This is a genomic window from Arthrobacter gandavensis, from assembly GCF_015355785.1.
Lineage (GTDB): Bacteria > Actinomycetota > Actinomycetes > Actinomycetales > Micrococcaceae > Arthrobacter_B > Arthrobacter_B gandavensis_A.
This window is the reverse complement of the sequence record NZ_JADKYW010000005.1, coordinates 1,232,563-1,255,145: the sequence shown is the minus strand read 5'-3', so window position 1 is coordinate 1,255,145 and position 22,583 is coordinate 1,232,563. Positions and strand designations below refer to the sequence as shown.

At 66.7% G+C, this 22,583-nt stretch carries 21 protein-coding genes; 9 read left to right on the top strand and 12 right to left on the bottom strand.

Annotated features, from left to right (window positions below; all coding sequences use genetic code 11):
- The first annotated feature begins 76 nt into the window (after positions 1–76).
- Both ITX31_RS11005 and ITX31_RS11000 read left to right on the top strand, forming a co-directional pair.
- Positions 77–658, top strand: coding sequence for an alpha/beta hydrolase (locus tag ITX31_RS11005; RefSeq protein WP_194783389.1), 582 nt, complete (start codon positions 77–79; stop codon positions 656–658).
- Positions 655–1,389: a phosphatase PAP2 family protein gene (locus ITX31_RS11000; protein ID WP_194783388.1), complete on the top strand. Its 735-nt coding sequence runs from the start codon at positions 655–657 to the stop codon at positions 1,387–1,389. Before ITX31_RS11005 ends, ITX31_RS11000 begins: the two co-directional genes overlap by 4 nt.
- Here the strand turns inward: ITX31_RS11000 and ITX31_RS10995 are convergent.
- From ITX31_RS10995 to ITX31_RS10980, 4 genes are read right to left on the bottom strand one after another with little or no spacing between them, the layout of a single operon-like run.
- Positions 1,386–2,195: an HAD family hydrolase gene (locus ITX31_RS10995; protein ID WP_194783387.1), complete on the bottom strand. Its 810-nt coding sequence runs from the start codon at positions 2,193–2,195 to the stop codon at positions 1,386–1,388. The two genes, ITX31_RS11000 and ITX31_RS10995, sit on opposite strands and share 4 nt — an antisense overlap.
- Before the next feature lie 56 nt (positions 2,196–2,251).
- Positions 2,252–2,782 carry a YbhB/YbcL family Raf kinase inhibitor-like protein gene (locus tag ITX31_RS10990; protein ID WP_194783386.1) on the bottom strand — a complete coding sequence of 177 codons (531 nt, stop codon included), beginning with the start codon at positions 2,780–2,782 and terminating at the stop codon, positions 2,252–2,254.
- 46 nt (positions 2,783–2,828) lie between these two features.
- On the bottom strand, positions 2,829–3,743 hold the full coding sequence (locus ITX31_RS10985) for a carbohydrate kinase family protein (protein ID WP_194783385.1): 915 nt from the start codon (positions 3,741–3,743) through the stop codon (positions 2,829–2,831).
- Positions 3,744–3,776: 33 nt separating this feature from the next.
- Positions 3,777–4,523, bottom strand: coding sequence for an alpha/beta hydrolase family protein (locus ITX31_RS10980; protein WP_194783384.1), 747 nt, complete (start codon positions 4,521–4,523; stop codon positions 3,777–3,779).
- Between the two features lie 150 nt (positions 4,524–4,673).
- Between ITX31_RS10980 and ITX31_RS10975 the strand changes: the two genes are divergently transcribed.
- Both ITX31_RS10975 and ITX31_RS10970 read left to right on the top strand, forming a co-directional pair.
- Positions 4,674–5,780, top strand: coding sequence for a GTP pyrophosphokinase (locus ITX31_RS10975; RefSeq protein WP_194783634.1), 1,107 nt, complete (start codon positions 4,674–4,676; stop codon positions 5,778–5,780).
- 229 nt (positions 5,781–6,009) lie between these two features.
- Positions 6,010–7,011 carry an SDR family NAD(P)-dependent oxidoreductase gene (locus ITX31_RS10970; protein ID WP_194783383.1) on the top strand — a complete coding sequence of 334 codons (1,002 nt, stop codon included), beginning with the start codon at positions 6,010–6,012 and terminating at the stop codon, positions 7,009–7,011.
- 132 nt (positions 7,012–7,143) lie between these two features.
- Here the strand turns inward: ITX31_RS10970 and ITX31_RS10965 are convergent, their stop codons facing one another.
- The 3 genes from ITX31_RS10965 to ITX31_RS10955 are packed head-to-tail and all read right to left on the bottom strand — an operon-like array spanning position 7,144 to position 12,778.
- The gene (locus ITX31_RS10965; RefSeq protein WP_194783382.1) at positions 7,144–7,611 is read right to left on the bottom strand and encodes an SRPBCC family protein; all 468 of its coding nucleotides are present in this window, start codon (positions 7,609–7,611) and stop codon (positions 7,144–7,146) included.
- Positions 7,612–7,670: 59 nt separating this feature from the next.
- Complete coding sequence (locus tag ITX31_RS10960; RefSeq protein ID WP_194783381.1) at positions 7,671–10,148, bottom strand: phosphoketolase; 2,478 nt, start codon at positions 10,146–10,148, stop codon at positions 7,671–7,673.
- A gap of 44 nt (positions 10,149–10,192) precedes the next feature.
- Positions 10,193–12,778, bottom strand: a complete 2,586-nt coding sequence (locus ITX31_RS10955) for an ATP-dependent DNA ligase (RefSeq protein WP_194783380.1) — start codon at positions 12,776–12,778, stop codon at positions 10,193–10,195.
- Positions 12,779–12,910: 132 nt separating this feature from the next.
- On the opposite strand from ITX31_RS10955, the gene ITX31_RS10950 reads away from it, so the two are divergent.
- From ITX31_RS10950 to ITX31_RS10940, 3 genes are all read left to right on the top strand, one after another.
- Complete coding sequence (locus ITX31_RS10950) at positions 12,911–14,398, top strand: SDR family oxidoreductase (protein ID WP_194783379.1); 1,488 nt, start codon at positions 12,911–12,913, stop codon at positions 14,396–14,398.
- Positions 14,399–14,527: 129 nt separating this feature from the next.
- Positions 14,528–16,744, top strand: a complete 2,217-nt coding sequence (locus ITX31_RS10945; protein ID WP_194783378.1) for an acyltransferase family protein — start codon at positions 14,528–14,530, stop codon at positions 16,742–16,744.
- Between the two features lie 69 nt (positions 16,745–16,813).
- Positions 16,814–18,058 (top strand): L,D-transpeptidase, encoded by a 1,245-nt coding sequence (locus tag ITX31_RS10940; RefSeq protein ID WP_194783377.1) that lies wholly within the window; start codon positions 16,814–16,816, stop codon positions 18,056–18,058.
- Positions 18,059–18,073: 15 nt separating this feature from the next.
- On the opposite strand, the gene ITX31_RS10935 is transcribed toward ITX31_RS10940, so the two are convergent.
- The 3 genes from ITX31_RS10935 to ITX31_RS10925 form a co-directional block, all read right to left on the bottom strand.
- Positions 18,074–18,295 (bottom strand): PLD nuclease N-terminal domain-containing protein, encoded by a 222-nt coding sequence (locus tag ITX31_RS10935; protein ID WP_194783376.1) that lies wholly within the window; start codon positions 18,293–18,295, stop codon positions 18,074–18,076.
- 34 nt (positions 18,296–18,329) lie between these two features.
- A complete protein-coding gene (locus ITX31_RS10930) occupies positions 18,330–18,767 on the bottom strand; it encodes a hypothetical protein (RefSeq protein WP_194783375.1) in 438 nt (145 codons plus the stop codon).
- A 108-nt stretch (positions 18,768–18,875) separates the two neighbouring features.
- A complete protein-coding gene (locus ITX31_RS10925) occupies positions 18,876–19,751 on the bottom strand; it encodes an alpha/beta fold hydrolase (RefSeq protein ID WP_194783374.1) in 876 nt (291 codons plus the stop codon).
- A gap of 93 nt (positions 19,752–19,844) precedes the next feature.
- Here ITX31_RS10925 and ITX31_RS10920 point away from each other — a divergent pair, with 93 nt between their 5' ends.
- Positions 19,845–20,420 (top strand): TetR/AcrR family transcriptional regulator, encoded by a 576-nt coding sequence (locus ITX31_RS10920; RefSeq protein ID WP_194783373.1) that lies wholly within the window; start codon positions 19,845–19,847, stop codon positions 20,418–20,420.
- 43 nt (positions 20,421–20,463) lie between these two features.
- Here the strand turns inward: ITX31_RS10920 and ITX31_RS10915 are convergent, their stop codons facing one another.
- Positions 20,464–21,084, bottom strand: a complete 621-nt coding sequence (locus tag ITX31_RS10915) for a LysE/ArgO family amino acid transporter (protein ID WP_228529142.1) — start codon at positions 21,082–21,084, stop codon at positions 20,464–20,466.
- A gap of 71 nt (positions 21,085–21,155) precedes the next feature.
- Between ITX31_RS10915 and ITX31_RS10910 the strand changes: the two genes are divergently transcribed.
- Entirely contained in the window at positions 21,156–22,037 is an 882-nt protein-coding gene (locus ITX31_RS10910; protein WP_194783372.1) for a LysR family transcriptional regulator ArgP, read from the top strand.
- Here the strand turns inward: ITX31_RS10910 and ITX31_RS10905 are convergent.
- Positions 22,031–22,552: a flavin reductase family protein gene (locus ITX31_RS10905; protein ID WP_194783371.1), complete on the bottom strand. Its 522-nt coding sequence runs from the start codon at positions 22,550–22,552 to the stop codon at positions 22,031–22,033. The two genes, ITX31_RS10910 and ITX31_RS10905, sit on opposite strands and share 7 nt — an antisense overlap.
- Positions 22,553–22,583 lie beyond the last annotated feature (31 nt).

Sequence of the window (22,583 nt, the reverse complement as noted above, 5' to 3'; positions counted from 1 at the left end):
GGCGCCCCCGCTGACTGGTTTGCCGGCGGCCAGCTGCAGCAGGTGATGGACGACTTCGCGGCGCAGCACCACGGGCTTGCCCCCCCTCGTCGTTATTCCGGACCTCTCCGGCGGTGCGAATTCAAACTGGTCCCTCTGCCTCGATTCGAAACAGGGAAGCGGAGCGACGTACCTTGCCGTGGACGTCCCCGGCTGGATCAAGGACAACCTTGCTGCCGGACTCTGCGGACCGCAGCAGTGGGCGGTAGCCGGGTACTCCTACGGCGGGACCTGCGCCCTGCAGCTCGCGGTGAACTTCCCGGACACCTTTCCCACTTTTATCGACATCGCCGGGGAGAACGAACCGACCATCCCCGGCGGCATCCAGTCCCTGGTGAATACCTACTTCGGCGGGGATGCGTCCGCTTTCGCGGCTCAGAATGCCCTGGATATCCTCCAGCATCGTTCCTTCCCCAACATGGCGGGAATCGTGGTGATCGGCAAGGACGACGGCGTCTACAACGGTGAGGGCCGGCAGGTGTACGACGCCGCGAAGGCCGCGGGCATGGACGTCCATCTGCAGGAGCTGCCGGGAGGACACTCCTGGCAGGTATGGAAAGAGGGGCTCTCGGACAACCTGGACTGGCTCGGCCACCGGCTTGGCATACTTGGACAATGAGCGACGCCCCTACCGACCGACTGACGCGTCAGCTCTCCCGGCTTTCCCGGGTGCTTGGCACGCACGGAGTGCTCCTGCTGACCCTTGCCGCCGGGCTGGTTCCCGCCCTGCTCCTGGCCCTGCTGGCAGGAGGCGTCTATGAGGCAGTGGCGGAAGAGGACGGCGTCGCCGCCCTGGACCACCCGGTACTCGCCGCAGCGAAGTCACTGCGCTCCCCCGGCCTTGATACGGCACTCACCTGGTTCACCAACCTGGGCGGCACCATCGGGCTTCCGATCCTTGCGGCGGCCGCTGTGGCCCTGCTCTGCCGGTGGCAGCGCAGCTGGACTCCTCTAATCCTCACCGCCTCCGCCGCGGCAGGCTCGCTGCTGATGACGGTTACCGGCAAGACCCTAGTGGGACGGGCCCGGCCAGCGCTTTCCGACGCCGTTCCGCCGTACGAGTACTCCGATTCATTTCCCAGCGGGCATTCGCTCAACTCCATGGTGGTAGTGGGAACAATTGCCTATCTGCTGGTGATCTACCTGGATTCGAAGCGGGCCCGGACCATCACCGTGCTGGCGGCGGGAGCGTTCATCGTGGTCATAGGCCTGAGCCGGGTATACCTGGGCCACCACTGGCTGACCGATGTGCTGGTGGCCTGGATCCTGGGGCTGGCCTGGCTGTCCATCCTCATAACGGTTCACCGGCTGCTGCGCGCACGCCGGATCCGGGACCTTTCGGCGGCCTAGGGCTCCAGGCCGCGCAGCAGGTCCTCGAGGACCTGCGCCACGCCGTCCTCGGCGAACGGCGGGGCCTGGCGGGACGCTGCCGCCCGGACGGCCGGATGGCCGGACGCCATGGCATAGCCCCGGCCGGCCCAGCCCAGCATGCCCAGGTCATTGGGCATGTCGCCGAACGCAACGACGTCGGCGGCGTCTATCTGCAGGGACCCGGCGTAGTCCGCCAGCGTCACGGCCTTGTCCAGGCCGGGAGCGGACATCTCCAGGAGCGGGACCGACGGCGCGGAATGGGTGGCGGAGACCAGGTGGGCTACCTCGGGCTTTACCCGGCGGAGGAACTCGTCCGGGTGGACATCTTCCACCTTGGCGAGGAACTTCACCACCCGGCTGCCCGGGCCGAGTGATTCGGTGAGCGGTGCCGGAGCAACGGCGCCGAGGAGGTCTGCTCCGGCGTCCTGCAGGAATCCGGGCTCCAGGTGGAAACCCTCAACGGTTTCGGCGGCGAAGCGCACCGCCGGGTAGAGGCTCCTAATGATGCCCGCTGCCTGGAACATGCCGTCCAGGGCCAGCGGCTTGGACCAGGTCACCCGTGCGGCCTCCAGGTCGTAGAGGATCGCCCCGTTGGAGCAGATCACCGTGCCGGTGTGGCCCAGCTGTTCCCTGACGGGCCCGAGCCAGCGGGGCGGCCGGCCGGTGACGAAGACAATCCGGATGCCGGCGTCGGCACATTTGCGGAACGCGTTAACGGTCCGGTCACTGATCCTGTTGTCCGGGCCGACTATGGTCCCGTCCAGGTCACTCGCTACCAGCCGCATGCCCCGCCCTTCCGTTGGCTACCAGCCTAGCCGGAAAGCAGGGTGGGCACGGCCGGCTAGCGGTCCGGACGTTCCGCCGTTCCAACGATCACCCCGCGCGCCAGGGTGTGCCCGCGCAGCGTCATTGACAGCACTCCGGGCCTGGCCTCCTGCGGCACATCCAGCCGCGGCACATCCAGTGCATGGACCGTGACGAAGTAGCGGTGCTTTCCGTGCCCCACCGGCGGCGCGGCACCGGTGTAGCCGGCTTCCCCCATTTCGTTGAAGAGCTGCAGCGTGCCCTTCGGCATGCCGGCGCGGGAGGCGTTCTCGGTGATGGATGTGTCTTCCACCGGTATGTTGACGGCGGCCCAGTGCCAGAACACGCCGGGGATCGGGGCGTCGGGGTCCACCATCGTGACGGCGAAGCTGCGGGTTGCTTCCGGCCAGCCGGACCAGCTGAGCTGCGGGGAAGCGTCCCGCCCTCCGGGCACGGCGCCGGTGGCGTACTGTGACGCCGCCAGCGGACCGCCGTCGTCAAAGCTGGTGCTGGTGACCTCGAAGGAGGGAACCGGGGGCAGGTCTTCGGTGGGGTCGTATGCTCCCATGGGCACTCTTCCTTTCGTCTGCCGGCCCCGGGCGGGGTCCCGGGGGCTAGATCAGTTCATTCCGCCGGGGCGGGTCTGCGCCCGGGCGGGACACGGTAATGGCCGCTGCCTTCGCCGCGTACGTGATAATCGCTTCCAGGTCGCCGACGCCGATCTTCCGCAGCTCCGGGCGGCGGGCCGCGCCGTCATAATGGCGGTCCATCAGCCCGGCTATCAGTGCGGACATAAACGAATCTCCCGCACCCACCGTGTCAGCAACGGCAACGGCGGGCGCCACAGCCTCGCAGCTGCCGGACTCGGCTACCGCCCAGGGACCGCGGGAACCGCGCGTGACCACCACGATGGCCGGCCCCATGGCAAGCCAGGCGCGGGCGGCATCCTCAATGCTCAGGTCCGGGTAGAGCCAGGCGAGGTCCTCGTCGGAGGCCTTCACGACGTCGGCCAGCCGGACAAATTTTTCGGCCTGCTCCCGGGCATAGGAAACGTCAGTGATGATGGTGGGCCGGCAGTTGGGGTCATACGTGATGGTGGCCTGCGGATGCGCCCGCTCAACGGTGGTGAGCACTTTGTGCGCGCCCGGGGAGAGCATGGTGGCGATGGAGCCTGTGTGCAGCAGTGTGGTGCCCTCGAGCAGTCGGGGAAGCTGTTCTTCGAGTCCGGACAGCGCCCATTCAAGGTCGAAGGTGTACCGGGCTCCACCGGCCGGATCCAGGGTTGCCGTGGCGACGCTGGTGGGCCGGTCATCCGCGGGAAGGGCTGCGAGGACCGAGTTGTGCTTCAGGTGCTGGGCAATCAGCACGCCGTAGGGGTCATTGCCGTAGCGCCCAATGAACTGCACCGGCCGGCCCAGCCGGGCCACCCCCACGGCCACGTTCAGCGGACTGCCGCCGGGATGGGAGCGGCGGGGTGCCGTGTCGCTGAGGACTTCGTCGATGAGGGCTTCGCCGATGACTGTGATCACGGACTCAACCTACCGAGCGCGGACCCGGCGGCGCTACCCGGAGGTCCTGGCGGCTGCGTCGTTGAGGGTCCGGAGCACCTCTGCCCAGGCCGGCGTGCCGGGGTTGATCAGGTCAAAGTGGTCTCCGGGAACCAGGCGCAGTTCAGCCGTTCCGCCGGCCGCATCCGCCGCTTTGACGTAGTTCTCCGCAAGTTCCAGCGGCACGGTGGTGTCCGTGGCGCCGTGCAGCACGAAAACGGGCACCGGCACCGGAACCGCCTGAACCGGATCAGCCTCCCGCCACCGCTCCGGATCCTGGTCCGGGGCAGTCCCCAGAAAATTCTCCGCGGCTCCGTCACTCAGTCCCAGCTCATGGGCGCGCCGCAGGTCCAGCACCCCTGACTGGCTGACGACGGCGTTCAGCACCACCCGCGGTGCCCTGCGTCCGGCGGCCCAGACCGCCAGCTGGCCGCCTGCGGAGTGGCCCAGGGCGATCACCGGACCCGGAAAGCCGGTACGTTCGGGCAGATCCGCCAGGGCATCGATGCCGGCTCCGATGTCCGCAAACGTCTCCGGCCAGCCGCCTCCGTTTCCGGCACGGCGGTACTCGAGGTTCAGGGCTGCCCAACCCCGTGCCGCCAGGTCCGCGGCGAGCGGGCGGCCCAGTTCGAGCGAGTAGTTGGCCCGCCAGTAACCGCCGTGGATGATCACCACGGTGCCGTGCGCCGGCTCCTTCCCGTGCGGAAGCGTCAGCTCGCCAAACTGCTCGGCATGACTGCCGTAGGTGAACCGCTGTGGCATGGGAGTTCCTCCGTCGGGCTGCGGGCTGCGGGCTGCGCCGGGGCGGGCCGCCGCCGTCCTAATCTGGTACTGAGCCTATCCGCCTCAACCGCCGCGTGCGGACGGGTTGTCAGCGGCGTGCCATAGGCTGGCAGAAACGGCGAAAGGACTATCGTGAGCGCGTGGGACACCCTGGATAACCGGCTACGCCCGGTGGTCCAGGCCAGCACGGACGAATACGCCCGGGTACGCCCGGCTCTGGAGGCCGTGACGGCGGAAATGGAAGCCAGCCTGCGGGCGGTCTTCGAGGACAGCACGGTCAAGCCGCTGTTCATCGCTTCACGCACCAAATCCGTGGAGTCCTTCCGGGACAAGGCATCCCGCACTCTGCCGCCGGAGAATCCGGACGAGGTACCTACCCTGCTGTTCCCGGATCCGCTGCGGAACCTGACGGACCTGGTGGGCGTCCGGGTGATCATGACCCTGCCGCACGAGGTTGATGAGGCAGCCAACCTCATCAAGCGGCAGCGGGCCGAGTTCGACTGCCGCGGAGACCGGGAAAAGGACATTGGCTCCATCGAGTCCGGAACCTACGGCTACTCCAGCCGGCACCTGATCCTGCGCACCATCCAGAATGAGACGGTACGGGAGTACCACCGGCTGCTGGAGCCGGCTCAGAAACCGAACGGCAGCTATCTCTTCGAGGTCCAGATCCGCACGGTGCTGGCCCATGCCTGGTCCGAGATTGAACATGACATCCGGTTCAAGGCCGGCGATCCGCGGGCCTGGAGCCCGTACTTTGACCGCCAGTTCACTGCCACGGCCGCCATGCTTGAAACGGTGGAGAACGAGTTCGCCGAGCTGCACGAACGCTATGAGACGGTCACGGGTTTCTGGGACGAGGAGGGTGAGGGGTCGGCGCCGCTGACGCCAAACCGGATCCGGCACGTCTGGATGACGCTGCTGCCCCACGTGAACCGCAAGGCCGGGGACGACTGGGGCTGGGCCGCGGAACTGCTGGCCGCCCACGGGCTGAAGACCACCATGGACCTCGCCGGACTCCTGCAGGCCGAGGCCATCACCGAGGTCCGGGCTGCCCTGGACCACCGCTACTCCCCGGGGCCTGACCGCCTGCTGGATGACCTGCTGCTCTGGCGGTTCGGAAAGAAGCACATCGACCTCACCGCAGAGCCGGAGGACGCTCCGTCCAAGCCGCGGCGTGAGTCCCTGGGCCGGCGCTACCGGCAGATGCAGCTGTACCGCGCGCGGGAAGCCTAAAGGTTCTGCTGCCGGTTTACGTTTTTGCTGCCGCTTGAAACCGGCAGCAAAAACGTAAACCGTACGATTAACTGCCGCGGGCGATTGCCGGGCCGACGTGCGAAGTGACCTTGCGGTGCACGGAGTTCCACCCGTGACCATCTGGGCCTTCGACGATACATTTTCCTGCAACGTGCACGTGACGGTGGCCGCGCATCCACGGCCGCTCCATCGACCGAAAGGAACGTCCATGGCGGCCAACCAGCCACTGACAGCCCGGAACACCATTCAGGAGTGGCTCGACCACCCCGTGGGCGGGCCCATCCTGCGCGGGTTCCTGACCCAGGCCGGAAGTGACGAGGCTTCCCTCGGCCCGGCACTTGGCCTCAGGCTCCAGCAGCTCGTGGACCTGAGCCAGGGACAGCTGCCCCAGGCAGCAGTTGACGGCATGGTTCTGCAGGCCAACGGCGGAGTCATGCCCGAACTGGAAGAAAGCGCCCTCCCCGCCGTTGCTGAACGGTTCACAGGAAAGACGGTCATCGTCACCGGTGCCGGATCCGGGATCGGCAAGGCCACGGCATCCCGTATTGTCCGCGAGGGCGGCCGCGTGATCGCCGTAGACATTGCCGACGCCAGAATCCAGAAACTTGCCGGGGAGCTCGGCGATGCCGCTGTTCCGGTGGCCGCCGATCTGACAGACCCGGCCGCCGTCGAGCGCATTCTTGCCGCCGCGGGCCCGCAGATCGACGGTCTGGCGAATGTGGCCGGCATCAATGACGATTTCAGCCCGCTCCACGAGGTCTCGGACGCCATGTGGCAGAAGGTTTTCGCCGTGAATGTGGACGGCCTGGTGCGTCTGACCCGCGCCGTGCTGCCTGGCATGCTGGAGGCCCGCAAGGGCACGATCGTGAACGTCACCTCCGAGGCCGGCCTGCGCGGTTCCGCCTCCGGCGTCGCCTACACGGCTTCCAAGCACGCGGTAGTGGGTATCACCAAGAGCGCCGCATTTATGTATGCCAAGGAAGGCATACGTGTAAACGCGGTGGCTCCGGGTGGTGTGGCGACCGGCATTCCCATGGGCGGCAAGCCCTCTGAGTACGGTGAAGCCCGCCTGGCTCCGGCCCGCGTCCTGATGCCGGGCCTTGCCTCCGCCGAAGACCTGGCGGCTTCCATCAGTTTCCTGCTCAGCGATGACTCCGTGAACATCAACGGCGCCATTATGCCCTCCGACGGCGGCTGGTCCGCGGGCTAGACCCCGCACCGCACAACGACGGCGGCCGGTTCCCTTTCCGATAAAGGGAACCGGCCGCCGTCGTTATTCGAGAGGGCAGTTACGGCCCGTTTCATGCCCCATAAGAGCCGTAACTGGCCTCTCGGCGGGGGGTTAGGAGCCGGAAACCGCCGCAGCCAGCTTGTTCAGCGAGCCCTCGAGCTCGTCCTTGCTGATCATCGGAAAGGAGACCTTCTTCAGGGTGTCCTTGTCCGTGACCTTGCTCCAGTCATACGTGAGGGTGACTTCGGTGGAGTCCGGACCCAGGGAGTCCAGCTCCCACATCCACTCCCAGCCTTTCGGTTCCGTGCCGGCCGGCGCGGTCTGCCAGGCCAGCAGCTGGTTGTGGCTGAAACCGGTGACGTGGTTCTCCGTCTTGTACTCACCCATCTTGGCGTTGGACATGTTCATGGTGAAGACGTCCCCCACCGCGGCGATGCGGTCTGTCTTCTCATCAGAAATCACCATGCCCGAGCCGTCCAGCTCATGGTGCCGTTCGGGGTTGGACAGCAGGTGGAAGATGTCCCCTGCCGAAGCGTCAATAATGCGGGAAACGGTAATGGTCGACTGCTCGTTGGACATAGTTCTCCTTCATGTAGACGGATACTGCCATCCCGCCGGGCGGTGGCCCGGAGGGAAACCTAGTCTTGCGTTGAGCGCTGCGCCTCTTCGAGTGTCCAGCCGCTGATGAAGGGCGGGTCCTGCCCCTCGTCGCGGGTGTACTGGCGGCAGCGTTCCCGCTCATCCTGCAGCCACTGCCGGAAGCCGGCCTGGGTGGACCCCAGCGACGGTACGCGGTCCAGCACGTCGATGGCCAGCTGGAACCGGTCGATCTGGTTCAGCATCGCCATATCGAACGGCGTGGTGGTGGTGCCTTCTTCCTTGTAGCCGCGCACGTGCAGGTTGGCGTGGTTCGTGCGGCGGTAGGTCAGCCGGTGGATGAGCCACGGATAGCCGTGGTAAGCGAAAATGACCGGCCGGTCCTTGGTGAACAGCGTGTCGAAGTCCCGGTCGGAGAGTCCGTGCGGGTGCTCCGTGGAGTCCTGGAGCCGCATCAGGTCCACGACGTTCAGCACGCGGATCCGCAGCTGCGGCAGCCGGTCCTTCAGCAGGGCGGCAGCAGCGATGGTTTCGAGCGTGGGGACGTCTCCGGCACAGCCCATAACGACGTCGGGGTCCGGCTGGGGGCCCGGACCGCCGCCTTCGCTGCCGGCGAAGTCCCAGACGCCGATACCTCGCTTGACGTGCAGCTTCGCCTCTTCCGGGTTCAGCCAGACCGGAGCCGGCTGTTTGCCTGAAACCACCACATTCACCCGGTCCCGGGTGCCCAGAACGTGCTGGGTGACCGCAAGGAGCGTGTTGGCGTCCGGCGGCAGGTACACCCGGATAACGTCGGCCTTCTTGTTCACCACGTGGTCGATGAAGCCTGGATCCTGGTGCGAGAACCCGTTGTGGTCCTGCTGCCAGACGTGGCTGGAGAGCAGATAGTTCAGGGACGCGATGGGCTGCCGCCAGGACAGGTCCCGGCTGACCTTCAGCCACTTGGCATGCTGGTTGAACATTGAATCGACAATGTGGACGAACGCTTCATAGCAGTTGAAGACGCCGTGCCGGCCGGTGAGCAGGTAGCCTTCCAGCCAGCCTTCGCAGAGGTGCTCACTGAGCACCTCCACCACACGGCCGCTGCGAGCCAGATGCTCATCCACCCTGTCGATCCGCTGCTGCCAGACCTTATCCGTGACGCCGTAGACCTCCTGCAGGCGGTTCGACGCCGTCTCATCAGGCCCGAAGATCCGGAAGTTCTCCGGGTTCCGCCGAATGATCTCCGCCAGGTACTTGCCCAGGTTCAGCATCGGGCTCACCCGTTCACTGCCCGGTTCGGCAATATCGACGGCGAACTCGGCGTAGGCCGGCAGCCGCAGGTCCTGCAGCAGCCGGCCGCCGTTGGCGTACGGGGTGGCGCTCATCCGCAGGTTTCCCGCCGGGGCGAGCGCGGCGACTTCGCTGCGCAGCCGCCCCTCGGCGTCGAACAGTTCCTGAGGCCGGTAGGAGCGCAGCCAGTCTTCGAGCTGGGCGCGGTGCCCGTCGTTCTCGTTCACTCCGGCCAGCGGAACCTGGTGCGCCCGCCAGGTTCCCTCCACGGGTTTGCCGTCCACCTCGCGCGGACCGGTCCAGCCCTTGGGTGAGCGGAGAACGATCATTGGCCAGCGCGCGGCATGGGAATTTTCATCGCCGGCTACCGGTGCGTCCGCCGGAGCGGCATGCTTTTCCCCGGTCCGGTACGGTGCCTGGATTGCGCGGATTTCGACCAGGCAGGCGCTCAGTGCCCCAGCCAAGTCCTCATGGGCGGCCATCACGGCGTCGGGATCGGTCACGGTGACAAAGTGCGGACGGTAGCCGTAGCCCTCCAGCAGCTTTGCCAGCTGGGATTCGGGCATCCGGGAGAGCACTGTGGGGTTGGCGATCTTGTAGCCGTTCAGGTGCAGGATCGGCAGCACCGCTCCGTCCACCGCCGGGTCCAGGAAGCTGTTCGAGTGCCAGGACGCGGCCAGCGGGCCCGTTTCTGCCTCGCCGTCGCCAATCACGGTGGCGGCGACCAGGTCCGGATTGTCGAACACCGCACCGTAGGCATGTGCCAGCGAGTATCCCAGTTCGCCGCCTTCGTGGATGGAGCCGGGAGTTTCCGGAGCCGCGTGGCTGGGCACGCCGCCGGGGTACGAGAACTGCTTGAAGAGGGTGTGCAGTCCGTCCTCGTCCTCGCCGACGTGGCTGTAGATTTCCGAATAGGTTCCCTCCAACCAGGCGTTCGCCACATTCGCCGGCCCTCCGTGCCCGGGGCCGGTGATGAACAGGAACTCCTGGCCGGTCTCATTGATCAGCCGGTTCAGGTGCGCGTAGATGAAGTTCAGGCCCGGAGTGGTTCCCCAGTGACCCAGCAGCCGCCCCTTCACGTCCCCCGGTTCAAGGGGCCGGCGCAGCAGCGGGTTGTTCCGCAGATAGATCTGCCCAACGGAAAGATAGTTGGCCGCACGCCACCAGGCGTCTACTGCCTGGAGCTGGCTTTCCGGCGGCAAGGCGGTGCCGGGCAGGCGTTCTTCAGGGGTTCGGGTCTCGGTCATCGCTGCGTTCCTCCCGGTTGGGGGTGGGTGGCGGTCTGGAGTTCCTAGGACGACGGCGCCGGGATTTCAGGTACGACGTCGGAGGGCCGTTTGTCCGGCCGGAGCCCGCGCCACACAGGATGGCGGAGCTTGCCGGTTCCGGTGCGTTCGGCGTAGGTAACCTCTCCGACCAGGACCGGGCGGACCCAGCGGGCGTCCGAGGCGTCAGCGCGGGGCACGTCGTCCAGCGGTGCTGTCTTGCGGGAAAGTTTCTTCAGCCGGGAACCCACCAGGGCGAGGTCCTTTTCGCTGAGGCCGGATCCGACCCGGCCGATGTACTGCAGTTCCGTCCCGTCCGGAACCGCCACGAGCAGCGAGCCGACCTTGTTGGCCCGGTTGCCCTGGCCCGGCCGCCAGCCCACAATCACCACTTCCTGGCTGAACTGGTTCTTGAGCTTGATCCAGCTCCGGGACCGGGTTCCCGCTGAGTAGTCGGCGGAGCGGCGCTTGGCCATGATCCCCTCGAGGCCCAGCTCCTTGCTGGCCTCAACGGCTTCGTCCATGTCCAGGTCCAGTGCAGGCGGAACCTGGACGTGCCCGCTGCCGTCCCCGGGTTCAACCGCCTGTTCCAGGATTTCGCGGCGCTGGTCATAGCTGAGTTCCAGCAGCGGGTTTCCGTCCAGCCAGAGCAGGTCAAAGACCATGAACTGCACCGGAGTCTTCGCAGCCGCGGCTTCCGCGTCCCTGGCCCGGGTGAGGTGCATCCGCGGCTGGAGCAGGCCGAAGTCCGGGCGTCCGGCCTTGTTCAGCGCAACGATTTCCCCGTCCAGCACGGCCCGTTCGCCATTCAGGAAGCTGCCGAGTTCCTGCAGTTCGGGATAGGCAACCGTCATGTCGTTGCCGTTGCGGCTGATCAGCCGGGTTCCTTCCGGGGTCACCTCCGCGATGGCCCGCACACCGTCCCATTTCATCTCGAAGGCCCACTCGGCGTCGTCGTTGATGTCTGCCCGGGAACCCAGAGTGGCCAGCATGGGCCTCAGCGACGGCATCCCGGACTCCTGAACGTCCTTCTTCACTGCGGCGGCATCCGGAAGGGTCAGCGGTTCAGGGCCGGCCTTCGCGGCAGCTTTGGCCACCTGCGCCGGGTCCTCCTTGGCTGCTGCCTGCTTCGACCGTTGAGCGGAATCGGCTGTCTTGGTTGTTTTGGCGCCCTGGTCCTTCATCAAGTGCAGCAGCCAGTTGTTCTTGCCGTCCTGTCCGCCGGTATGGATGAAGGCGAAGCGGCGCACTGCCGAACCGTCCCCTGCCAGGCCGCCGTCGGGCTGGCCGTGGACCGTCACGATCACTTCCTTGTCCGGGCGCCACTTCTCAGTCTCGTAGGTGCCGTGGTCCCAGATAGTCACCTCGCCGGCACCGTATTCCCCTTTGGGAATAGTTCCTTCGAAACCGCCGTAATCCAGCGGATGGTCCTCGGTCTGGACGGCCAGGTGATTCTTGTCCGGGGTGGCGGGAGGACCTTTGGGCACCGCCCAGGAAACCAGCACGCCGTCCCGTTCCAGCCGGAAGTCCCAGTGCAGCCGCCGGGCGTGGTGTTCCTGGATGACGAAGCTGTTCCCGTCCCCCTCCACGGCCTTCGGCGCCTCCTCCGGCACGGGCTCGGGAGTCTTCGCGGCGTCGCGCATGCTCCGGTACTTGTGCAGCCTGTCCGGCTCCGCTCCTGCGTCCAGCACGTCGGCGTCGGCTTCGCCCGTGTGCATACCGCCCAGCGGGTCCCCGATGTCCTCGATCCGGTCCAGCACCTGCCCGTAGTCCAGCTGTGCCAGGTCCGGATCCTCAAGTTCCTCCCACGTCCGCGGGGCAGCGACCATGGGCCGGAAGCGTCCCCGGAGCGAGTAGGGGCAAATGGTGGTCTTGTTGGCGTTGTTCTGGCTCCAGTCCACCAGCACCTTGCCCTTGCGCAGCGTCTTTTTCATGTCGCTGACCACCAGGTCCGGATGATCGGCTTCCAGCGCCCGGGCCAGTTCATGTGCAACGGCACTGACCTCGTCCGAGGTCTGTCCGCCGTCCAATGCAGCATAGAGATGGATGCCCTTGGAGCCGCTCGTGACCGGGCGGGCGTCCAGGCCCATGTCCGTGAGGATGCTGCGGGCCAGTCTGGCCACTTCGGCACAGTCGGCCAGTGAAGCACCTTCCCCGGGGTCCAGGTCGAGGACCAGGCGGTCCGGATTCTGCCGGACTCCGCGCGGGCCGAACTGCCACTGCGGCACGTGGATCTCCAGGGCCGCCAGCTGCGCCAGCCAGGTCAGCGTCGCCAGGTCATTGACCAGCGGATAGACGTTGGAGTGGTCCTTGTGTTCAATCGTGTACCGCTTCACCCAGCTCGGGGCGGAGTCGTCAATGTTCTTCTGGAAGAAGACCTGGCCGGGATGCTCCGGTGTTCCGACCCCGTTGACCCACCGTTTGCGCGTGGCCGGACGGTTGCGTGCGTAGGGAATGAGGGTCGGTGCGATGGCCGCGTAGTAGGACAGGACATCCGCCTTGGTGGTGCCCGTCTCCGGGTAGAGCACCTTGTCCAGCGAAGTCAGGCGCAGGCGGTGCCCGTCCACATTGACCGTTTCCCGCTGCTTCGGGTCCGTTCCCGTTGTCGCCATGCCCTCTAGTCTTACCGGGATCTCCGGGCAATTTCCAGTAGACATCAGCATGCTTACAAAATCTGGACCCGTTTTTGGGAGGGATAGTCCAAGGCCGCACGAAGCGGGTCCCGGTGTGTGTATGTTGGGGCAATGGCGGACACTCAGCGGGTCTTGGTCACCGGAGCAACGGGCTACATTGGCGGGCGCCTCGTTCCGCTGCTGCTGGCGGACGGCCGCACCGTCCGGGTACTGGTCCGGTCCCCGGAAAAGCTCAATGACGTCCCCTGGCGCGACGACGTCGAAATTGTCCAGGGAGACCTCTCCGACGCCGAGTCGGTGGCAAACGCCTTCCAGGACGTGGGCACGGTGTACTTCCTGGTCCATTCGATGGCCTCCGGAAAGGGTTTCGCAGCCCAGGAGGAGGACATCGCCAACATCGTCGCCGAGGCAGCGGAGAAAACCGGCGTTCAGCGCATCGTCTACCTGGGCGGGCTGCACCCGAACGAGGGCGAGCTTTCCCCGCACATGGCCTCACGCACCGCCGTCGGCGAGATCCTGCTCAAGGGCGCCGTTCCGGCCGTGGTGTTCCAGGCCGGCGTGGTGATCGGCTCGGGGTCCGCGTCCTTCGAGATGATCCGCCACCTCACCGAAACCCTGCCGGTCATGCCCGCTCCCAGCTGGGTGCGCCGGAAAATCGAACCGATCGCGGTGCGGGACGTCCTGCATTACCTGGTGGAGGCCGCAAACCTGCCCGAGGACCTGAACCGCACCTTCGACATCGGTTCCGGCGAGGTCCTGGAGTACGCGGACATCATGAACGGGTACGCCCGGGTTGCCGGGCTGCCCCGCCGGCGCATTTACGCCCTGCCCATCCCCGCCCCCAAGCTGGCCGGGCTCTGGGTGGCGCTGGTGACCCCGATCCCGCTGGCCATGTCCCGTCCGCTCGTTGAGTCCCTGCAGCACGACGCCGTGGCCAAGGAACGGGACATTAATGACTACATTCCGGTTCCCGACGGCGGACTGACCAACTATCACGACGCCGTGACCCGCGCGCTGGGCAAAGAAGCCCGCAACGAGGTGGAGACAACCTGGGCCAGCGCCTCGAGTGCCGCGGACCAGGCGTCCGAACCGCTGCCCTCGGACCCGGACTGGGCGGGACAGACCGTATACGTGGACCGGCGCCGCCGCCGCTCCGACGTCGACCCGGCGCACGTCTGGCAGGTCATCGAGGGGATTGGCGGCAAGAACGGCTGGTATTCCCTGCCCATGGCCTGGGCCATCCGCGGTGTACTGGACAAGACGGTGGGCGGTGCAGGCCTAACCCGGGGCCGGCGGAACCCCGCCACCCTGCTGACCGGCGACGTCGTTGACTGGTGGCGCGTCGAGTTCCTGGAGCGCGGTACGCTGCTTCGGCTCCGGGCGGAGATGCGGGTTCCGGGCAAAGCCTGGCTGGAGCTGCGGGTGGACCCCGACGGCGAGGGCAGCGTCTACAGCCAGCGGGCGATCTACTTCCCGCGCGGATTGCTGGGACGGCTGTACTGGTGGTTGATCTATCCGTTCCACGGGCTGATCTTCCCCTCCATGGCCAAGAACATCACGCGGCAGGCCGCGCGGATGGCGGAGCAGGACGCCGCCTAGCGCCACACCGAGGGCTGCTGTGTCAAGGGTTAGGACAGTTTTTGGGCCTGTCGTGAGCTAAGTGGCGGGTGGGAGCACCACCGGGCTAGATTCATTGCTGGCCCCACCCGTTGAAGCGAAAGCGAATCGTTGTCCGCGCCTGCCACCCCGCCTGCCCCCCGTGCCCGGGTTCCCGCCCGTCCGCGGCACCGGCCGGCCGGAAGGTTCCGCTATGACATCGAAGGCCTGCGCGCTCTGGCCGTCCTCGCCGTGCTGGCCCACCACCTGCTGGCCTGGCCTGCCGGCGGCTACGCCGGAGTGGACGTCTTCTTCGTTATTTCCGGGTTCCTGATCACCACCATCCTGCTGCGGGAGATCACATCCCCGCAGAAGCTCTCCCTGCCGGAGTTCTACCGGCGCCGCGTGCGCCGGCTGGTTCCGGCCGCGGCTGCGGTCCTGGCCGCGACCTCCGCGGCGGCGTTCCTCGTTTTTGGTCCCGGGCGTGCCGCGGCCATCTTGGAAGACGCCGTCTGGTCCTTCCTTTTCGTGGGCAACTGGCGCTTCGCTGCCTCCGGCACCGACTACCTCCATGCCGGAATCGCCGTCTCACCGCTGCAGCACTTCTGGTCCCTTGGTGTGGAAGAGCAGTTCTACCTGGTCTGGCCCTGGGTCCTGATGGCCGGGATCGCCGTTACCGCGGCACTGCGCCTCACCGACCGCGGAACGCGGGTGCTGCTCCTGCTCTTTCTCGGTGCACTGTGCGCGGCCAGCTTCGCGTTCGCTGTCTGGGAGACGGCAAACCGTCCCACCACCGCATACTTCTCCACGTTCTCCCGTGCCTGGGAACTAGGGACGGGAGCGATGCTCGCAGTCGCGTCGCCCTGGCTGTCCCGCCTCCCGGCCCTGGGCCGCGCTGCCGCGGCATGGGCCGGACTGACGGGCCTGGCAGCATCCATCCTCCTGCTTTCCGCTGACAGTGCGTTTCCCGGACCCGCCGCCGCCCTCCCCGTGCTCTCCACGCTGCTCGTCCTGGCCGCCGGGACAGGTGCCCGCGGACCGGGGCACAACCGCATTCTGTGGCCGCTGACGAATCCGGCCAGCCGTTACATTGGCCGGATTTCCTATTCCCTGTATCTCTGGCACTTCCCCCTGGTGGTGTTCGCGGCTGCACTCGCTCCAGAGACACCACCGGCCCTGGCGCTGGCCCTGACAGTCTGCCTGGCAGTGCTTTCCTTCCACAGGATCGAAGATCCGGTCCGCCGCTCGCGCTGGCTGCAGCCGCGCTACGCCGCCAGGGAACGCGGCCGGCGCTACCGCCGGCCGGCACTGGAGCCGCGTCCGGCCCGCTTGGCCGCGACGGCTGCTGCCGGAGGCCTGCTGTCCGCAGTCCTGATCGCCGTCACCCTGGATGCCACGCTCCGGCCGTCCGACACGCCGGCAGCAGCCAACCCGCCGTCGGCCGCCGTTCCGTCACCGGACTCCGCCTCCCGGCCGGACCCGCTGGCAGCCCACACCACAGCCCTCCGAAAGGCGCTGGACAGCACGCAGTGGCCCGCCCTGTCGCCGGATCCCGCAACCTTCACGGAAGGCGGCCGAAGCGCAAAGCCAACTGAGTGGATCGTGGACGGCTGCCTGGGCGGAAACGAGGCCCGGGAGGAAGATCCGGTGGCCAACACCGGACACTGCATCTACGGCGAAGCGGATGCACCGCAGGATCTGGTCCTGTACGGCGATTCAGTTGCCATGGCCTACCTGCCGGCCCTCCGCGCCGTACTGGACCCGGCGGAATGGCGGATCCATGTCTACACCGCCGCGGGCTGCGCACCTGCGGACGTGCCGCAGAACAGGATCGGCGGCGCTCCCTATCCGGAATGTCCCGCGTTCCGGGATTGGGCCGTCGAGCGGATCGGGCAGCTGGATCCGGACGTACTGCTCATGGCCTCCTTCCGTTATGACCCGGCGCTGGCCAGCGGTGCCACCGCTGTTGCGGCCGACGCCGAATGGCGGGAGGGCACCACCCGGATCCACGCGAAGCTGGCCGGCAGTGCGGACCGGACGGTAGTGCTCTCCGCTCCACCGGAGGCGAAGGACCCGGCGCAGTGCGCCACGCGCTTCAGCACCCCGGCTGATTGTGAAACCCGGCTCGCCGAGAACCACGGCTTTCGGCTGGACCTTGAATCCGGTGCCGCGGCACAGGGGAATCCGGACGTGGAGTGGGTCGACACCACACGGTGGTTCTGCGTGCAGGAACGGTGCCCGGCGTTCGTGGGAAATGCACCGCTCTATGCGGATGCGTACCATCTCAGCGCTGCCGGGTCCCTGGCCCTGGCCCCGCTGCTGGCCGGCGTGCTGGAGAGCGCAGCCTGACGAAACAGCCCGACGGGCGGCCTGACGTAGGATGACATTCAGCTAAGAGAGACGTAGGGGACTGAGACAGTGCAGGAAAAGAGCAGCCGCAAGCGGTGGATTGCCCTCGCCGCGGTGGCAGGGATACTGGTGATCGGCGGCGCTGCGGGCGTCGCAGCCGCCACGGGCGTGTTCGATGCCCGAACACCTTCCGGACAGCAGTCACAGCCTTCAGCCTCCCCTTCCCCGTCGAAACCGGCAGAGCCGGCTGTCCCCGTGGCCTTCACTGCCGAACCGGCAGACAGCTCGGCGGAAGTGAACCCCGTCTCCGTGCCGGTCCTTAAAGTCCAGCACGGCACGATTGAATCCGTGAGCCTGGCTCCCAAGGACGGCGGCGAAGATGTTGCCGGGGACTTCGCTGCCGGCCAAACCGAGTGGTCGGCCACCGAACCGCTGCAGTTCAACACCGAGTACACCTTCGCTTTCACCCTCGCGGACGCCAACGGCGAGACCACGCGGGAATCCCAGACCTTCCACACCGTGACGCCTGCCAACGAGGCCAACGCCTTCATGGCGCCGCTGGACAAGTCAGTGGTCGGCGTCGGGCACCCCATCGAGATCAACTTCAGCGAGCCGGTACTGAACAAGGAGGCCGTGGAGACCGCCATTACGGTCACCAGCAGCAGCGCGCAGACCGGTGCGTTCTACTGGATCTCGGACACCAAGGCCCGCTACCGTCCGGAGACGTTCTGGGAACCGAACAGCACCGTCACCGTGGACATGAAGCTTTTCGGCGTTGACTTCGGCAACTCGATGATCGGCAACTTCAACGAGACGCGCACCTTCCAGGTCCACAATTCGCGCGTCGCCGTCGTGGACAACGTCACCAAGACCATGCAGGTCTTCATCGACGGACAGCTCACCCGCACCTTCCCCGTGACGCTCGGAGATTCGGCCTGGCCTTCCCCCAGCGGATACCAGGTAGTGATGTCCCAGCACGAGAAGCTGCCCTTCCGTGCCGAAAGCATTGGCCTCAAGCCCGGGGACCCGGACTACTACGAACCGTTTGACGCCTCATGGGCCAGCCGGCTGACCAACAGCGGCGTGTTTGTGCACGAGGCGCTGCCCGGAGCCATGGGCGCACTGGGCGTCATCAACGTATCCCACGGCTGCGTCGGCATGTCCGGCGAAGGCGCCAAGTACTTTTACGACACATTCGAGCCCGGGGACCTGGTGCAGGTCCTCAACACCGGTGTGGGCCCCGCGGCCATGTGGGACGGCTACGGGGACTGGAACGTGCCCTGGGCCGAGTACTCTTCCCAGCCCAAGGGCTAGATTTGCTCCACGGGACTAGCCGCGGCGCCGGCCGAACACGAAATAGCTGATCGGGCCGACGAAGTTCACCGCGCAGGCGGCGCTCCAGGCCAGCTTCGATCCGCGGATGTCACTGCCAGGACGGCGCCAGATGTCCACCAGCGCCGCTCCGGCAAGCAGGAACTGGATGGCGGAGAGGACACCGAGGCCCTTCTTCTGGCCTGCAGTCAAGTCGTTCAGGGTCTTTTTCCTGCTCATGAAAAGCTCCTTCGGTGTCTGGACGGAGAGATTTTTAGCGGCCGATACGCAGCCGGAAGGCCTGCAGCTGCTCAATGAACACCTGCACGGCGGCGGTCAGTATGCCCAGCATAATCAGGTTGGGCGCCGCCCAGCGCAGCTTCTGCGTCCACGGCTCCACAGGGTAACCGCTCCAGTTGGGCGGCACCGATGTGACCTCGGCCGGGAAGATGTTGTCGGCGAACAGGCAGAAGACTCCCATCGCCACGAGCCCGGCGGCCAGGACCCAGGCGGCAATCCGGTACTTCCGCTGATGCCGCTCCAGCTGTGGGCTGGTGACCTGCGGGGCCTTGGGCTGTGCGGGCGGAAGCGCGTCGGAGATCTCTACGATTGCCGGGGGCTCCTCGGTACTGCGGGAGAGGCGCAGCTCTCCGCCGCCGCGCTGATAGGCCGGGTCGTACCGCGGATCAATCTCGTCTTGCCTGCTGGTCATGGCCGTTCCCCTCCGGACAAGTTGGGCGGCCCCCGTTGGCCGCACCCGTGGTGCAGCAACTGTAGCGGACCCGGGCCGCCGGGGCCCGGGTCCGCTGCGGGACTCTTTTTACGCTTCGGCCGGAACCTCGCGTGTTTCCGGCTTCGTGTCCCGGGCCAGGAAGGAAAGCAGCGCGTCATTCACTTCCTGCGCGTGGGTCCAGAGCAGCCCGTGCGGAGCCCCTTCGATCTCCACATACTGAGCGGACGGCAGAGCCTTCGCGAAACGCCGGCCCGTGGCGTCGATGGGCAGGATGTTGTCAGCTGTTCCGTGCACGATCAGCGCAGGGACATCGATCTTGGGAATGTCGGCCCGGAAGTCGGTGAGCCAGGTCGGCTGGGCAGCCAGCGACGCGATGGGGCTCGCGGAAGACGCCAGGTTCCAGCCAGCGTTGACCACTTCCTGGCTGAGCCGGTCAGTGCCCAGGAAATCGTCCGAATTGTAGAAGTTCTTGAAGAACTCGGTGAAGAAGGCATACCGGTCGGCCGTCGCGGACTCCAGCAGCCCGTCGAAGACTTCCTGGGGCACGCCTTCGGGATTGTCTTCAGCCTTGAGCAGGTATGGCTCCAGCGAGCCGAGGAAAACTGCCTTGTCCACACGGTCGGATCCGTAGGTCGAAAGGTAGCGGGCCACTTCGCCGGTGCCCATGGAGAAGCCCGCCAGCACTGCCGCGTGAAGGTCCAGCGTGTTCATCACAGCGTTCAGGTCCGCGGCGAACGTGTCATAGTCATAGCCCTCGGCGGGCTTGTCGGACCGGCCGAACCCGCGCCGGTCATAGGTAATGACCCGATATCCGGCCTGAAGCAGTGCTGCCGTCTGCTTCTCCCAGGACGCGCCGTCCAAAGGGTAGCCGTGGATGAGCACCACCGGCTGCCCCTTGCCGTGGTCTTCGTAGTAGAGCTCGATTGGACTGCTGTTCTCCGTGCTGACGCTAATACGCCCCATGGCGATGCTCCTCTCAATAAGCAGTGAGAATGATCATTCTCGAGTGTCCCACTCTAGGGGAACGATCATTCTCAAAGCAAGTAGAATTAATCCATGGACCTTGGTGAGGAACGTGCACACGTGATCGAAGTGGCCGACCGGCTCTTCTACGAGCGCGGCATCCAAGCGGTCGGCATGGCCGAACTGCGGCGTGAAGTAGACCTGCCGCTGAAGAAGCTCTACTCCCTGTTCCCGTCCAAGCAGGCAATAGTATTCGCCGTACTGGACCGGCGCCACCGAATCTGGACGGCCGGCCTCCAGGAACGGATCGACGCCGCGGCGGACCCCAGGGCCAGGCTGTTGGCCGTCTACGACTACCTCTGGGACTGGTTCGCCGAGGATTCATTCCGCGGCTGCGCCTTCATCAACGCCTTTGGGGAGCTGGGCAGCCAGTCGCCGGACATCGCCGAGCGGACCCGGGCCCATAAAGAATCATTCCAACGGGTGCTTGCCGACCTCGTGGCCGCCGCCGGCGGGCAACCGGACCTGGCGCCGCAGCTGGCACTGCTCGCCGAGGGTGCCCAGACGACGGCGGCCATCTCCGGTTCGGCGGAACCGGCCCGGCAGGCGCGCCGGGCCGCGGAGATCCTGGTCGACGCGCAGGTCCGCGCCCGTCCGGGACGGGGCTAGGGCGCCGGCAGATCCTGTTGCACCAGGCGAGTGCACTGGCGGGTCACATGGAACCGGCAACCAGGCTGAGGGCCAGGAGCACCATAAAGACTGCGATGGCTGCGTCGAGGATCTGCCAGGCCCGCGACCGCGCAAAGAGCGGCGCCAGCAGGCGGGCACCAAGCCCGAGCGCAGTGAACCACAGGGTGCTGGCGGCGACGGCGCCAGCGGCGAAGACCCACCGTCCGTCCGGACCGTGGGTGGCGGCCAGTGACCCCAGCAGCACCACCGTGTCCAGGTAGACGTGCGGGTTCAGCCAGGTCAGGCTGAGGCACGTCAGCACGGCGGCGGCAAGCGGCCCGCCGGCTCGACCGGCGGCCTCCAGCCCCGAGGGATTGAGGGCGCGCCGCAGTGAGAGAACAGCATAGGCCAGCAGAAACGCAGCTCCCGCCCAGCGAATGATGTCCAGCACCAGCGGGGCGGCCTGGGTGAGCCTTCCGATGCCTGCGGTTCCGGCCAGGATGAGGACGGCGTCGCTGAGCACGCACACGGTAATCACCGCCGGCAGGTGCTCGCGCCGCAGCCCCTGCCTCAGGACGAAGGCATTCTGCGCGCCGATGGCGACGATCAGGGCCAGCCCGCTGCCGAATCCGGCCAGCGCAGGGGCCATGCTCAAAGTGTTCATGAGACCACGCTAGGGCGAACATTCGGAGAAGACTAGCTAATGTTTATGGGCCATCTTTAGAATCTCTTAACATGGAATTCAACGCCGACCAACTGCGCGCCCTGGGCGCTGTCCTTGACCACGGAAGCTTCGACGCCGCCGCTGCGGCCCTCCACCTGACCACGTCTGCCGTCAGCCAGCGGATCAAAGCGCTGGAGACGCGGACCGGCTGCGTGCTGCTCAGGCGCACGCGCCCCATCACCGCCACCGAGCCGGGTGCGGTACTGCTGCGGCTGGCACGGCAGATCAGCGCACTGGAGCACGACGCCGTCGAGCGCCTGGGCCTGGACACCCAGCCGGGGCGCACGGCGGTGCAGCTGGTCATAAACGCGGACTCGCTTTCCACCTGGGTGCTTCCGGCGCTTGCAGAGGTAGAGGGAATTAGCTTCGAGTTCACCTTGGAGGACCAGGATTATTCGGCCGAGGGGCTGCGGAACGGAACCGCCATGGGTGCCGTAACGTCCAGTCCGGAACCGGTGCAGGGCTGTTCCGTCACCGGACTGGGAACCATGCGCTACCGGCCAGCCGCCAGCCCGCGATTCCGCAGCCGGTGGTTCGCCGGCGGCTTCGACACTGTCCAGGCTGCATCCGCCCCTATGGTGGTCTTCAACCGCAGGGATGCGCTCCAATTCCGTTTCCTTGAGTCAACTTTTGGCCCGGGGCTCCAGCCGCCCCGCCACTACGTTCCTGCATCCTGGGACTTCCTGCAGGCAGTGCGCCTTGGATACGGCTGGGGAATGCTTCCGGACCTGCAGTCGGAGGAACTGCTCGCAGACGGCTCAGCCGTGCTTCTGGATCCTGACGCACATCTGGACGTCCCGTTGTACTGGCAGCAGTGGCGCGTGGAACTACCGGCGCTCTCGCGGGTGGCGGGTGCGCTCTCCGCTGCCGCCGGAAAGGGACTTCTCTACTGAGGCCGCCCAAGCGCGGAATGGGCGTCCAGACGGTGGTACGTGCGGTCGTGGTAGACCAGCGGCGCCGACGCGGGGCCGGTGCGGATCTCCAAAACCTCCGCGGCGATCAGGGTTGAACTGCCGGCCTGGGTGCGGGAGAGGACGCGGCACAGCAGGGCCCGCGGCACTCCGCCCAGCAGCGGTTCTCCGCCGGGAAGCGTGCTCCATTCCAGATCCGGACCGAACCGCTCCGTACCCCGGGTGGCGAAGAGGGCGGCAAGTTCAGCGTTTTCCGCGCCAAGCAGGTGGACCACGATGGTGTCTGCTGTGGCGATCACTCCCGCCGAACCCTCGGTGGAAGCGAGGGAGAACGCCAGGATCGGCGGCACGGCGGAGACCGAACTCACGGAGGACGCCGTCAGGCCCACGGGCCCTTCGGTACCGGCGGCCGTGATGATCGCCACGCCCGCCGGGTGCCCGCGGAACGCGTCCTTGAATTCATCCACCACCGGAGAAGTCACTGCCGTTGAAGTCATACCTCCACGGTAAAACCTCAACATTAGTTCA